The organism is Streptomyces sp. NPDC002669 (assembly GCF_042889165.1).
Classification (GTDB): domain Bacteria; phylum Actinomycetota; class Actinomycetes; order Streptomycetales; family Streptomycetaceae; genus Streptomyces.
On the sequence record NZ_JBIAQQ010000005.1, the window covers coordinates 296680 to 308710 of the forward strand.

Genomic DNA, 12031 nt, shown 5'->3' on the forward strand with positions numbered 1-12031 from the left:
CCCTACAGAGCGATCCAGTAGCGCCGCTTGACGCCTGCCCCGGTGGTGCGGACGTCCTCCAGAACACCGCCGTTGCGCTCGATGCTGCGGGCGGAGCCGATGTTGTCGTCGTCGCAGGTGACGAGGACCCGCTCCAGCCCCATCGCGCGCGCCTCCGGAAGAACCGCCCCGAGGGCCCAGGTGGCCAGGCCGCGCCTCCGGGCGGAGGGGCGGATGCTGTAGCCGATGTGCCCGCCGGCGTCGAGCAGGAAGTCGTTCAGGCCGTGCCGCAGATCGATGGCTCCCAGATAGTCGTCGCCCTCGACGATCCACCAGTGGGTGGCGTGGACCCGCCCCTCTTCCGGAGCGACCGACCTGTCCGACTGCTGCCGCAGTCGCCCGACCCAGGCCGAGAAGTCCTCGGGGTCGGCGAGGTCGGCCCCGGAAGCGAGGCCCAGGCCGCTCCCGTCCTGGTGGGATCCCGGCGCCCACTCGTCACGCGCCGTGAGCCACGAGGCCCGAAGTCGGGCCGTGGGCATGGTCAGTTCGGGCATGCGCGCGACGATAGCAGTAGCACTCTCCCCCGTGATCGGACGCCTCGCGCCGCCCCGGAACCACTCGCCGCGGCAGATGGCGCAGGGGTGTCACAGGGCCAACGGGCCGAGGTCGTCCGCGACCGCGGCGAAGTCGCGGACCGAGGAGGTCTCGCCGCCGGTGCGCCAGCACAGCGCCCAGCGGCCGGGCGGGGCGTCACGGATGGGAACGTAGGCGATGTCGGGCCGGGCGTAGTAGCGCAGCGCGTGCGCGTGCGCGGGACAGACCGCTTCCCCGCTGCCGACGATGGCGAGCAGCTGCACGCCGTCGATCGCGGACGGCCCCCGGGGAATCGGCCGTCCGCTGGGCGTGTGCGCGGGTATGAGCGACTCGCGCCAGTAATCGGGCGCGGCACCGGTCAGGACGGACTCGTCGGCGAGGTCCTCGTAGGAGACGGAGCTGCGCGCGGCCAGCCGGTGGGTGGCGGACACGCACAGCACGACGGGCTCGGTGCAGACCACCGGCCCCACGGTGAGGTCCGGTTCCCGGATGGGGAGCCAGGCGAGCAGGACGTCGATCGTGCCGCGCCGCAGGGCGGAGAAGGGGTCGTCGTAACCCACCGCGCGGATCTGCACGGTGCAACCGGGACGACGGGACGCGAACCCGGTGAGCAGGGGCCGCAGGTCCTCGCTGTTGCTGGACATCATGCCCAGGCGCAGCACCTCGGTCTGCCCCTTCGCGGACAGCTCGGCCCGCTCCAGGCTCTTCCGCAGGCCGCGGTGGACGGGGAGCAGGTCGTCGTAGAGCTGCCGGCCGAGCGGGGTGAGGCGGACGTGGTGGCTGGTGCGGTCGAAGAGCGCTCCGCCTATGCGGCGTTCCTGCTTCTTGATCGCCTGGCTGACCCGGGCCGGGGACACGTGCAGTCGCTCGGCGGTCCGGCCGAAGTGCAGCTCCTGGGCGAGCGTCAGGAATATCTCGATGTCCCTGATCTCCACGTCGCCCCCGGTCCCGTCGCCGCTCCTCGTTCGCGTTAACCGTCAGGTTAACGGGCCCTGCGGAAAGCGTCGTTGCCGGTGAATCCCCCGCGATCGATGGTGGAGCCGGACGGCGTCGCCGCAGGCGCGACGTCGCCGTGGTACCGAACCGGGAGGACACTTCATGAAACACCTTCAGACCGGCGTGCTGATCGCCGCCACTCTCTCCGCCGGGCTCATGGCCGGGCTGTTCGCCGCCTTCGCCTACGCGGTGATGCCCGGCCTGGCCAAATCGTCCGACCACACCCTCGTCGAGGCGATGCGGAGCATCAACAAGGCCATCCTCAATCCGGTCTTCATGCTCCCGTTCATGGGCGCGATCCCTCTCCTCGGTCTCGCCGTCGTACTGGCCCGGCGCGGCCACGGCCGCTCCGCCCTGCCCTGGCTGATCGCCGCGCTGGTCCTGTACCTGGTGGCCTTCATGGTCACCAGCGGCGTCAATGTCCCCCTCAACGACCGGCTCGCGCGTGCGGGCGACCCCGACCGTGCCGGTCAACTGGCATCCGTCCGGGCCGACTTCGAGAACAAGTGGGTCCTCTGGAACGTCGTCCGCGCGCTTTTGCACACGGCGTCGTTCGCCTGCCTGCTCTGGGCCCTGCTCGTGTACGGCGCGCATCGGCCGCACGGGAGCGAGCGCGCCGACGCGTCCGTGCGGGCTTCCGCTCCGTCGTTCCGCTCCGGCCCCCAGCAGTTCGCGCAGCATCCCCAGGACGCCCGGCCCCACCACGCCCCGTCCGCTTCCCCCGTACCCGACCCCCGGCACCGGGGCCGGGGCCCGGCCTGACGTTCCGCCCGGCGGGTTCGACGCCCCCGACCGCTCCGGCGCGTCCACGCAGTGGGGCATCCGAAAACCGGTGGAGCGGCGCCGCCGTGCGCCGTTACCGTGCTGCCGGTCCGAGCCGTCCGTCGAAGGGCACACCGTTGTACACCCTGTGAGACCTCCCGAGTGCTGATTGGTCGCGCGTCACGCATGCCTGCATGTCCATGCGTCGCGCTGCTTCTTGCTGCGGATTTCTCACTGGAACCGGTGTACTTCTGTGCTCACCAACTGGGTTGTCATGCCCACCCGCCTGCCCCTCGTCCTCCGCCGCTGCCACACCTGCGCAGCCGAACTCTTCCGGGCGAGCGGCAAGTTCCGCGTCAACGCCAACCACAAGCTCATCGACGTCTGGCTCCTCGTGCTCTGCACCTCCTGCGGGGAGACCGCGAAGCTCACCGTCCTGGAGCGGGTCAACGTCCGCTCCGTACGGCCCGACCTGCTGGACCGGCTGCACGCCAACGACCTCGGCCTGACAGCCGAGTTGCTCCGGAATCCGGCCGTCCTGCGCCGCAATCGCATCGCCCTCGACTGGGCGGACGCCTGGCGCCTGGAGACCGACGGACCGGTTCCCCGGGACGACGGGGCGATCGACGTCTCGGTCCGCTTCGCGGCACGGATTCCCGTCCGGCCGGTACGGCTGATCGCCGAGGGATGCGGTCTCTCGCGGGCCGGGGTCGAGCGGCTGATCGCGGAGGGGAAGATCGTTTCGGCGGCCCGGCTGAGCGGCAGGCTCTCCGGGGACTTCACCTTCATGCTCAAGCCCTGAGCCCTGCCGGACGGGCCGCCCCGGTGAAGCCGGGCGGCCCGTCCGGCGCACCCTTCACCGCCCCGGTAATCCGTTTGCACCGCGCTCGGGCGGAAGTACAGGCTTGTGCGGTGATTGTCGAGCTGTCGCCCTGCCTTCTGACCTGGGACGAAGTGGATCCCACCCGTCATCCCTTCGACAGCGCGGCGGGACCGCAGGTGGTGCGGTCCCTCGGGCCCGCCCGCCGGGTGCCCGGCCGCCCGGACGTTCCCGCCGGATCCCGGGCGATGAATGACTGGAGCTGGAACGAGGGCGGCCCCTGGGCGGGTGCCATGACGCACGCCCTCGCCGAGCACTACGGCGACTGGACCGCGGGCTGGCGCTGGGCGCACGACGAAGGCGACTTCGACGGAGGCCCCGTCGGGAACTGGTGCTGCCCGCAGCACTCGATCACCACCCCGGAGGAGACGCTCACCCGTGTCACGGCGGCGCTGTGCGAGTGGCGCGCCTGGCTGGAGAGCCTCGCCGGCTGGTTCGATGCGTACCCGCTGGCCCTTGCCGACGTGGACGACCAGCGAATCCTGTGGGAGTGCGCCGCACGGAACTTGATCCTCCAGGTGACCGACCGCACGGGGTGCGGCAGCGGCTGGTACGGCCACTGCCAACAGGTGCTCACCTGGTTCCTCAGCCGCTGGGGCGTCGCGCCCGACCTCGCGAAGGAACTGGTCGGTCAGGCGATCGGCGGGCGGTTCCAGAGCTGGACCGGGCCCGACGCCACACTGGTCGACGATGTCGCGGAACGGCTCGCGCTGTCGCTCCGGCCGTCCGACGGCGCACGGCCCGTCGACGACTCGCAGTCCGCCGGGCCCCTGCCGGACCACCTCGAACGCTGGCTCGCGGTGCGCGGGACCGTGCCGTGGCAGGAGGCGCCGGACTCCGGCGGGGACGGACCGGTGGTCCCGGCGCGCGACGGCGCCGCGGAGCACATCCGGGCCTTCGACGGGGCCCTGGCACCCGACCGGGCCGAGGGCCTGCTCGCCGCCCTGGAACTGCTGCGGACCGAAGCGGCCCGGGGAGCCGCCCTCGACTTCGAACTGCTCCAGCGCTGGCAGCAACACGTCCTGAACACACCGCAGTTGCCCCCGTTCCGCGATCTGCCCGCCTTCGCCAAGGCGGGCCGGGAGCGCTACGGCATCGGCCCGGACACCCGTACCCGCCTCGACGCCTGCCTGGCCGAGAGCGCGAAGGACGCACAGCGGCCCGTTCCCCTCACGGCCCGCGCCGCACGCGCCTACCTCGACGTCTGCTTCTTCCACCCCTTCGACGACGGCAACGCCAGATCGGCCTTCCTCGCCCTCGTCTTCGTCCTCGCCCGCGAAGGCATCGCACTCGACGAGGTCAACCTGCTGCGCCATGTCACGTTCCCGGCCGACGAGCCCGGGGACGCACTGATCCTCGCCCGGTACATCGACATACACCTCACGGAGACCCGACGCAGGGCGACGGCCCCCGATTCCTGATCGGCGAGCGGTCGGCAGGACGGGCCGCCTGCCCCCCCCTACTTCGTCATGGAATGCGACGGAGAGCCGTTCACATGGCCGCGCGAGGACTCCGCTTCTTCGGCGGCCCCGGCCTGCGTGTAGGCGGCGGCAGAACGTTCCCACGCCTCCTTGACGCGTGCAGGGTCCGCACCGGCGGCTTCCAGCGTGGCAGCCAGCTCTTCCCACGCTTTGCCCGTGAGGAACCAGTCGTCCTCCTCGGCCAGCATCGCCGCAGCCCGCTCACCGGCGTCGATGGCTTCGTCGAAACGCCGCACTTCGCGCAGGGCGGTTCCAAGGTTGTTCCAGGCCCTGGCTTCATGGTGGGTCTTGGCGTGCTGCTGGTAGAAGGCGAGGACTGTCCGGTGAGCCTCGATGGCCTCGTCGAAACGCCGCACTTCACTCAGGACGAGACCAAGGTTGCCCCGGGCATCGGCTTCGCCGTGGGTGTCGGTGTGTTGTTGGTAAAAGGCGAGAGCCTTTTGGTGGGCGTCAATGGCCTCGTCGAAACGCCGCACTTCGCTCAGGGCGAGACCGAAGTTGTTCCAGGCTCTGGCTTCACGGTGGGTATCGGTGTGCTGCTGGTAGAGGGCGAGGGCTTTCCGGTGGGCCTCGATGGCCTCGTCGAAACGCCGCACTTTTTGCAGAGCGAGACCGAAGTTGTTCCAGGTGCCGGCTTCACGACGGATGCCGGTGTGCTGCTGGTAGAAGGCGAGGGCTTTCCGGTGGGCCTCGACAGCCTCGTCGAAACGCCGCACTTCACGCAGAGCAAAGCCGAGGTTGTCCCAGGCGGCTGCTTCGCCGTGGGTGTCTCCCAGCGCCGTGCAGGCATCCAGCACGAGGGAGCAAATCATGACCAGGTCCTGCAGACGGCGACGACTGTCCAGGTACCGGACAAGGCTGAAACCAAGCCTGATGGCAGTCTCTGCGCTGCCTTCGGAGTGGGCAGTGGCAATCAAATTCTCACGCTCGGCATCCAGCCATGCCAGTGCCTGTTCCCGGTCCGCGAACAGCGGAGCGACGGCTGCGCGGCCGGCCTCAAAGTGTGTGTCGGCAGCTTCAGCGGTGCGTACGTAGTAGCCGGTGAGGCGGGCGCGGGCCTGGTCGTAGCGGCGCCGGGAAGGGCGCGAGCGTTCACATTGGGCAGTGGCCTGGTCCTGGGCGTACTCGCGGAGCAGGTCGTGCATCTGCCATCGGCCCCGGACGGAGCCACGTTCGACCAGGTGGGCGGCCGCCAGTTGCCCCAGCAGCTTCTCGGCGGCCGCTTCGGACTGTTCGGCCAGGAGAGCGGCCGCGGCGGTGGAGATGTCGGGGCCCGGGTTGAGGGACAGCAGCCGGAACAGTTCGGCCTGTTGGGGGAGCAGGTTCTCGAAGGACTGGTCGAAGGTGGCCCGCAGGCTGTGCTCCCCGTCGTCGATCCCCTCCAGCCGCCCGGCGCTCGTGAGCCGTTCGGCGCGCTCGGCCAGTGGCTGGTCCGGATCGTTGGCGAGCAGCCCGGCGGTGATCTGGATCGCCAGCGGCAGGCACCCGCAGGCCACCGCCACCTGCTGCGCCGCCTCCGGCTCCTCGTCGACCCGGCGGTCGTCGGGGTTGTTGTGCCGCAACGCCGTCCGCAGCAGGGCGACGGCGTCCTCGGGCTGCAACAGATGGACGGTACGCATGCGACCGAGGCCCGGGAGCGACCGGCGGGAGGTGGTCAGCAGCCCGTGGTGCCCCGGGGGCATGAGAGGGCGGACCTGATCGGCCCTGGAGGCGTTGTCGGCGATCACGAGCAGCCGCTCCCCGGCCCGCTCGCGCGCTGCGAGCTGCGAAAGGTACAGGGCTTCGCGTTCCGCGCCCGGGGGCGGAACGTGCTCGGGCCGCACCCCCAGCGAGCGCAGCAGTGCTTCGAGCGCGTCCTCGGCCTGGGAGGGGTGGGGGTCGTAGCCATGAAGGTTGACCATCAGCACCCCGGTGAACCACCCCCGGTCGAACGCGGCATGCCCGACGGCGTGAACGAGGGTGGTCTTGCCCACCCCGCCCCATCCGGACAGCACCGCGTGGGCCGGCAGGCCGTTCGTGCGCTCCGGATCGAGCACGCCGAGCAGAAAAGCGATGTCGTCATCGCGACCGGTGAAATCCGCCCGGCGCGGGGGAAGCGAGTCCATGGCGGTCGGCACCGGGGCGTACTGCTGCACGAATGTCTGCATCGTGCCGCTTCCCTGGACCTGGCTGTGCTGGAAGTCCGCGCCGCGGAAGTCGTTGCTGATCCCGCCACCGGCCCGGGCCCTGCCGCCTCCCTTTCCGCCCTTCCTGCCCTTGCGCTTCGCGTTGTTCTTGGCCCCCACGCGCTGTCCTACTTGTTGAAGTTGTTCGTCACTGTCATGGTCCCGCTGCCCTGGACCTGGCTGTGGGTGAAGGTCGCACCCCGGAAGTCGTTGTGCACCGTTTCGGTCGTCTGAGCGGCAGCGGCCTGGGCGACCAGCGCTTCCAACTCTGCGACGACCTGGGCCTGATCGGCCTCGGGCAGCCCTTCCAGGAGGGTTTCGAGACGGGTCTGCCAGGCGGCCACCTGTGCGATCTGCACCCGCTCGCTCTCCTCCCCCTCCCGCGCGGCCTCCAGGACGGCCCGGGTCCGGTCCAGACGTTCCAGCTCCGCCTGCTCGCGCCCCGTCTCCCCGCGGCCGATCAGCCGGGCCACCGCACCGCGGATCCCGTTCCACGCGTCCGTTCCCGCAGCCTGGACAATGGCGCCGCCACCTGCGGCAGCCGCAGCGATGAGTCCTTCAACCAGCATGGAGTTCCCCCTGCATCACTCGACGGAACCATCAGCCTAAAGCCGTTCACCGCCTCGCGAGGAGTGGCTGACGCGCCTTCGGCCGTACCGGACGGGCCATCGCCGCTCGAAGCGCCCAACTGCCGCGCCACGCCGATGAACTGGGCCTCCGGGCTGGTGGTCGCCGCCCGGCTCTGAGGGTCTATCGTGCCCTCATGGCCCCTGATCCGATTCGCATCGTTTCGCGTGATTCTCCGATGGCGCTCGCCCAGGTGGAGCGTGTCCGCGCCGAGCTGGCCGCGCTCCGTCCGGACGTGGAGACGACCGTCCTGCCCGTGAAGACCACCGGCGACCGATGGATGGGCGATCTCTCGCAGGTCGAGGGCAAGGGCGCCTTCACCAAGGAAGTCGACCAGGCCCTCCTGACCGGCGACGCCGATCTCGCGGTGCACTGCGTCAAGGACATTCCGGCCGACAGGCCGCTCCCGGCCGGGACGACCTTCGCGGCCTTCCTCAAGCGCGACGACATCCGGGACGCCCTGATCCACCCGGGCGGCCTCACCCTGGACGAGCTCCCCGCCGGCATCCGGATCGGCACCTCCTCCGTCCGCCGGATCGCCCAGCTCGCCGCGTCCCATCCGCACCTGGAGTGCGTCCCGATGCGCGGCAATGCGAACCGCCGTCTGGAGAAGCTGGGCAACGGCGAGGCCGACGCGCTGATCTTGGCCGTCGCCGGCCTGGAGCGGATCGGCCGGGGTGACGTCGTCACTGAGATCCTGTCCCCCGACGTGATGATGCCGCCAATCGGCGCGGGCGTCCTCGCGCTCCAGTGCCGCCAGGGCGACACGGAGCTGATCGACCTGGTCAGCGACCTCGGCGACCACGCCGCCCACCGGGAGACCGAGGCGGAGCGCATGTTCCTCCACGTCCTCCAGGGCCACTGCAATTCGCCCATCGCCGGGTACGCCCGGGTCCAGGGCAACGGGGAACTCTCATTGAGGGCCACCGTGTTCTCCCCGGACGGGAAGGTCATGCTCCATGCCCACGAGTGGGCGGGCCGCCTGGACCCGGCCACGCTCGGCACCTCCGTGGCCGTCACCCTGCTCCGGCAGGGCGCACGTGAGCTGATCGACGGCATCCCGCACTGACGGCCCCCGACTCCTGAACGACGCGTGGTCGGCGGCTCGACGGGGCCGTCCGCCGATCCGGAAGGGACGGCCCGGGGTCACCCCGACGCGGGGTGGACCAGCCGTCCGTGGTGGATGAGGGAGACGGACTGCTTGAGGCGGCGGGACCGGACGCTGATCTCGTAGCCCCGGATGCCCTCGATGCGGGCCAGGCGGTTGCTGAGGTAGCGGTAGAAGGCGGGGACGTCCTCGCAGATGACGACGGCCATGAGGTTGTGTCTGCCGCTGATGGCCGCGGCGAAGGCGCATTCGTCGTGCCGGGCGAGCTCCTCCCCGATCCGGTGGAGGTCGGGCAGGTCGACCTGGAGCCAGAGGTTGGCGTTGAGGTCGTGGCCGAGCCGTTCGGCCAGGATGTCGATGCCGTAGGTGAGGGCGCCGGTGGCCTCCAGTGCCTCCAGCCGGCGGGCGACGCGGGCCGCGGACCAGCCGGTGACCCGTGCCAGGTGGGTGTGGGAGGCGCGGCCGTCCTCGGCCAGGGCCTCGAAGAGGGGGCGGTCCTCGTCGGTCGGAGCGAGCGGGGGCCCGACGGGGGCGGGGCGCTGCTCCGTCAGCTGTCGCATCTGTTCGTCGGTGAGGGAGCGTTTGCCACCGGCCCAGCCGACCGTGCCGGGAGGGCTGAACGGATGGAGGACGAGGTCCACGCTCATGTCGAGGATCGAGGCGGCTTTCGGGAGTTGCCGCAGCAGGACGTCCTCGCGCCCGGTGTCGGCGGCCGAGCGGATGGTGCAGATGATCTCCGATCCGCCGGAGGCGATGCCGGCGTAGCCGACTTCGGGCCTGCGGGCCAGGGAGTCGGCGACGGGCCCCGCGGCGTCCGGGCGGCACCGCAGCCGCGCGATCCACTCCGCCCGCCCGTGGGCGGCCGGGCTGCTCAGCCCGACGACCCGCATCACCCCGTCGCGGCGCAGCGCGTTGTAGCGGCGGGCCACCGTCTGTTCCGATACGCCGATGACCTCGCCGAGGCGGCGGAAGGAGGCCCGGGGGGCGCAGTGGAGCCCGTGGATGATTGTGCGGTCGAGATCGTCGTACATGGAGGAAGCTTCACACGCACAGGCCCACAATGGGGGTTATTGCACATACACCGGGATCGCTTGTGGTTTTCCTGCCCATCTGGGTGAAGCTGGTCCGCGCCCCAGCAGCAGCCGGTGCCCGTGCGGCACCCCGCAGTCGAAGGAACCACTCCGTGAACTCCGCAACGGTGCAGCGCCCCGGGTCCGGACGAGGCGTCACGCTCGTCATGGCCTGCCTGGGCGTCTTCGTCGCCTACCTTCCCGTGACCACCGTGTCGGTGAGCCTGCCGGCGATCCAGCGGACGATGGGCGCCTCGACCTCCCAGCTGTCCTGGGTGTCGGACGCGTTCGTACTGCCGATGGCCGCGCTGATCCTCACCACCGGGGTGTGGGGCGACGTCCACGGCCGCAAGCGGGTGTTCCAGACGGGCATGGCGTTCTGCGCACTGGGCGCGGCCGTCTCGCTGACCTCGGACTCGGTGCAGTGGCTCTGGGCCGGGCAGGCCGCCTCCGGCCTGGGCGCGGCGGCGCTGCTGCCCACCACGCTGGCCCTGATCAGCCATGCCGTCCCCGACCACCGGGAACGCGGCAGGTTCATCGCCCTGTGGGCGATGTCCATGCTGGCCTCGCTGGCCATGGGGCCGCTGATCGCCGGGATGTTGCTGGAGCACGTCGGGGTGCGCTGGATCTTCCTCCTGCCCATCCCGGTCTCCCTGGTCGTGCTGGCCGTCGCGGCCTTCCTGCTGCCCGACTCGCGGGCACCGCACGGCCGCAGGCTCGACTGGCCCGGGCAGATCACCGCGGCCGTCGCGGTCACCGCGGTCGTCTACGGCGTGATCGAGGGCGGTGCCGACGGCTTCGGCACGCCCCACGTGGTGGCGGCCCTGGTGCTCGGCGCCCTGAGCGCGGCCGCCTTCGTCCTCGTGGAACGCCGCAGCAGCAGCCCCATGCTCGACCTGGCCCTGTTCCGGAGCCCCGCCTTCGCCGCCACCTCCCTGGTCGCCATGATCAGCTTCCTGGGGCTGATCGGCTTCTTCTTCGTGCTGAGCCTGTACTTCGGCCTCGTGCAGCACCTGACCACGCTGGAGGCCGGACTGCGGCTGGTCCTGGTGTCCGGGGCGTCCCTCGTCGTCGGCGTCCCCGTCGGACGGCTGATGCACCGGGTCCCCGCCCGGACCATGATCACCACCGGCCTGGTGGTGATGGCGGTCTCGCTGCTGTCGCTGACCGGCATCGACGCCGACACCTCCTACGGGTCCCTCGCCTGGCGCCTGGTCCTGCTCGGCCTGGGCACGGGCACCGTCCTCACCCCGATGACCGCCTCCGCCGTCTCCGCGGTCCCGCACCACCTGGCCGGCATGGCCGCCGCGGGCAACAACGCCTTCCGCCAGGTCGGCGCCGCCCTCGGCCCGGCCGTGCTCGGCACCCTGCTCACCACCCGCGCCCTCGACGCGCTGCCCGGCCGCCTCTCCGATGCCGCGGTGCCGACGGAGACCGGCGGCCACGTCCTCTCCGTCGCCCGGGACCAGGGGCTCGGTGCCGTGGCCGGACTCGATCTGGGCACCGCCACCGGACCGGCCCTCGGAGCGCTGAGCGACTCCTTCCTCGACGGCCTCCACCTCTGCCTGATCGTGTCCGCCGCACTCGCCCTGCTGGCCGCCCTCGTCTGCGCCTTCCTCCTGCGCCCGGCCGCCCCCGCCGACCGCCCGTCCTCCGTCACCGTCACCGGCGCCACGGCCCCGCCGCCCCCGCGCACCGCCGCGACCCCCGCACAGGAGGAGATGCAGCGCACCCCCTGACACCGGGCACACCGCCCGACGCCGATGCGCCCGGGACGGGCCGAGGGAACGGTGGTCACATGGCCGGCAGGTCGAGGAGGTACCAGTCGTTCAGCTCCCCGCCCTCCTCCACGATCCGCCTGTCGTGGACGAAGCCCGAGCGCCGCGCGACCGCCGCCGAGGCGGGGTTCTCAGGGTCCACCCGGATCACCGCCTGGGCCACCCCCTCGGACGCGGCGTACCGGCAGATCAGGCGGACGGCGCGGGTCACCAGCCCCCGGCCCCGCCAGTCCGGGTAGAGCGTGTAGGAGATGTTGGCCTGGCCCGGCGCCAGGCCCACCACGTCGAACCGCAGGTCGATGTAGCCCACCAGGGCCTCCCCGTCGGCCAGCCGGATTCCGAACGCGCGCAACGGGCCGCGCGTGGACCACTGTTCGGCGCAGCGGCGGAAGTACGCCTCGATGTCGGCCCGGGCCGCCGGTTTCCCGCTGAGCCACCGGATCTGGAGCTCGTCCTCGCCCGCCAGGTGCGCGTCGACGTCGTCGGGGCCCGGAGGGGACAGGGTCACGACCCCGTCCGAGAGGTTCACCTCACGCACATCATTCATACGGCCACCATCGGCCCCACGGCCTCCGGCGCTCAAACGCATAT

General features: G+C 71.3%; 11 protein-coding genes. 5 read left to right on the forward strand and 6 right to left on the reverse strand.

The window, feature by feature from the left end:
* Nucleotides 1–2: 2 nt before the first annotated feature.
* On the reverse strand, nucleotides 3–533 hold the full coding sequence (locus tag ACFYW1_RS10395) for a GNAT family N-acetyltransferase (RefSeq protein WP_388989895.1): 531 nt from the start codon (nucleotides 531–533) through the stop codon (nucleotides 3–5).
* Nucleotides 534–623: 90 nt separating this feature from the next.
* On the reverse strand, nucleotides 624–1508 hold the full coding sequence (locus ACFYW1_RS10400) for a LysR family transcriptional regulator (RefSeq protein WP_388989897.1): 885 nt from the start codon (nucleotides 1506–1508) through the stop codon (nucleotides 624–626).
* A gap of 163 nt (nucleotides 1509–1671) precedes the next feature.
* Here ACFYW1_RS10400 and ACFYW1_RS10405 point away from each other — a divergent pair, with 163 nt between their 5' ends.
* The 3 genes from ACFYW1_RS10405 (at nucleotide 1672) to ACFYW1_RS10415 (ending at nucleotide 4632) form a co-directional block, all read left to right on the forward strand.
* Entirely contained in the window at nucleotides 1672–2331 is a 660-nt protein-coding gene (locus tag ACFYW1_RS10405) for a DUF1772 domain-containing protein (RefSeq protein WP_388989899.1), read from the forward strand.
* A gap of 253 nt (nucleotides 2332–2584) precedes the next feature.
* A complete protein-coding gene (locus tag ACFYW1_RS10410) occupies nucleotides 2585–3133 on the forward strand; it encodes a DUF1062 domain-containing protein (protein WP_388989901.1) in 549 nt (182 codons plus the stop codon).
* Nucleotides 3134–3399: 266 nt separating this feature from the next.
* Nucleotides 3400–4632 carry a Fic family protein gene (locus tag ACFYW1_RS10415; RefSeq protein ID WP_388989903.1) on the forward strand — a complete coding sequence of 411 codons (1233 nt, stop codon included), beginning with the start codon at nucleotides 3400–3402 and terminating at the stop codon, nucleotides 4630–4632.
* Nucleotides 4633–4670: 38 nt separating this feature from the next.
* On the opposite strand, the gene ACFYW1_RS10420 is transcribed toward ACFYW1_RS10415, so the two are convergent.
* Nucleotides 4671–6977: a tetratricopeptide repeat protein gene (locus tag ACFYW1_RS10420; protein ID WP_388989905.1), complete on the reverse strand. Its 2307-nt coding sequence runs from the start codon at nucleotides 6975–6977 to the stop codon at nucleotides 4671–4673.
* An 8-nt stretch (nucleotides 6978–6985) separates the two neighbouring features.
* Nucleotides 6986–7426, reverse strand: a complete 441-nt coding sequence (locus ACFYW1_RS10425) for a hypothetical protein (protein ID WP_388989907.1) — start codon at nucleotides 7424–7426, stop codon at nucleotides 6986–6988.
* A 194-nt stretch (nucleotides 7427–7620) separates the two neighbouring features.
* On the opposite strand from ACFYW1_RS10425, the gene hemC reads away from it, so the two are divergent.
* Complete coding sequence (gene hemC, locus ACFYW1_RS10430) at nucleotides 7621–8553, forward strand: hydroxymethylbilane synthase (protein ID WP_388989909.1); 933 nt, start codon at nucleotides 7621–7623, stop codon at nucleotides 8551–8553.
* Nucleotides 8554–8630: 77 nt separating this feature from the next.
* Here the strand turns inward: hemC and ACFYW1_RS10435 are convergent, their stop codons facing one another.
* The gene (locus ACFYW1_RS10435) at nucleotides 8631–9623 is read right to left on the reverse strand and encodes an Lrp/AsnC family transcriptional regulator (protein ID WP_388989911.1); all 993 of its coding nucleotides are present in this window, start codon (nucleotides 9621–9623) and stop codon (nucleotides 8631–8633) included.
* Nucleotides 9624–9829: 206 nt separating this feature from the next.
* Between ACFYW1_RS10435 and ACFYW1_RS10440 the strand changes: the two genes are divergently transcribed.
* The gene (locus tag ACFYW1_RS10440) at nucleotides 9830–11401 is read left to right on the forward strand and encodes an MFS transporter (protein ID WP_388990182.1); all 1572 of its coding nucleotides are present in this window, start codon (nucleotides 9830–9832) and stop codon (nucleotides 11399–11401) included.
* A 55-nt stretch (nucleotides 11402–11456) separates the two neighbouring features.
* Here ACFYW1_RS10440 and ACFYW1_RS10445 read toward each other — a convergent pair whose 3' ends face one another.
* Nucleotides 11457–11987 carry a GNAT family N-acetyltransferase gene (locus ACFYW1_RS10445; RefSeq protein ID WP_388989914.1) on the reverse strand — a complete coding sequence of 177 codons (531 nt, stop codon included), beginning with the start codon at nucleotides 11985–11987 and terminating at the stop codon, nucleotides 11457–11459.
* Nucleotides 11988–12031 lie beyond the last annotated feature (44 nt).

What these genes read in the sequence shown, in the direction of transcription:
- ACFYW1_RS10395 (WP_388989895.1), bottom strand. Translation starts at nt 533, where the DNA reads ATGCCCGAACTGACCATGCCCACGGCCCGACTTCGGGCCTCGTGGCTC.
- ACFYW1_RS10405 (WP_388989899.1), top strand. Translation starts at nt 1,672, where the DNA reads ATGAAACACCTTCAGACCGGCGTGCTGATCGCCGCCACTCTCTCCGCC.
- ACFYW1_RS10415 (WP_388989903.1), top strand. Translation starts at nt 3,400, where the DNA reads ATGAATGACTGGAGCTGGAACGAGGGCGGCCCCTGGGCGGGTGCCATG.
- ACFYW1_RS10425 (WP_388989907.1), bottom strand. Translation starts at nt 7,426, where the DNA reads ATGCTGGTTGAAGGACTCATCGCTGCGGCTGCCGCAGGTGGCGGCGCC.
- hemC (WP_388989909.1), top strand. Translation starts at nt 7,621, where the DNA reads ATGGCCCCTGATCCGATTCGCATCGTTTCGCGTGATTCTCCGATGGCG.
- ACFYW1_RS10435 (WP_388989911.1), bottom strand. Translation starts at nt 9,623, where the DNA reads ATGTACGACGATCTCGACCGCACAATCATCCACGGGCTCCACTGCGCC.
- ACFYW1_RS10440 (WP_388990182.1), top strand. Translation starts at nt 9,830, where the DNA reads ATGGCCTGCCTGGGCGTCTTCGTCGCCTACCTTCCCGTGACCACCGTG.
- ACFYW1_RS10445 (WP_388989914.1), bottom strand. Translation starts at nt 11,987, where the DNA reads ATGAATGATGTGCGTGAGGTGAACCTCTCGGACGGGGTCGTGACCCTG.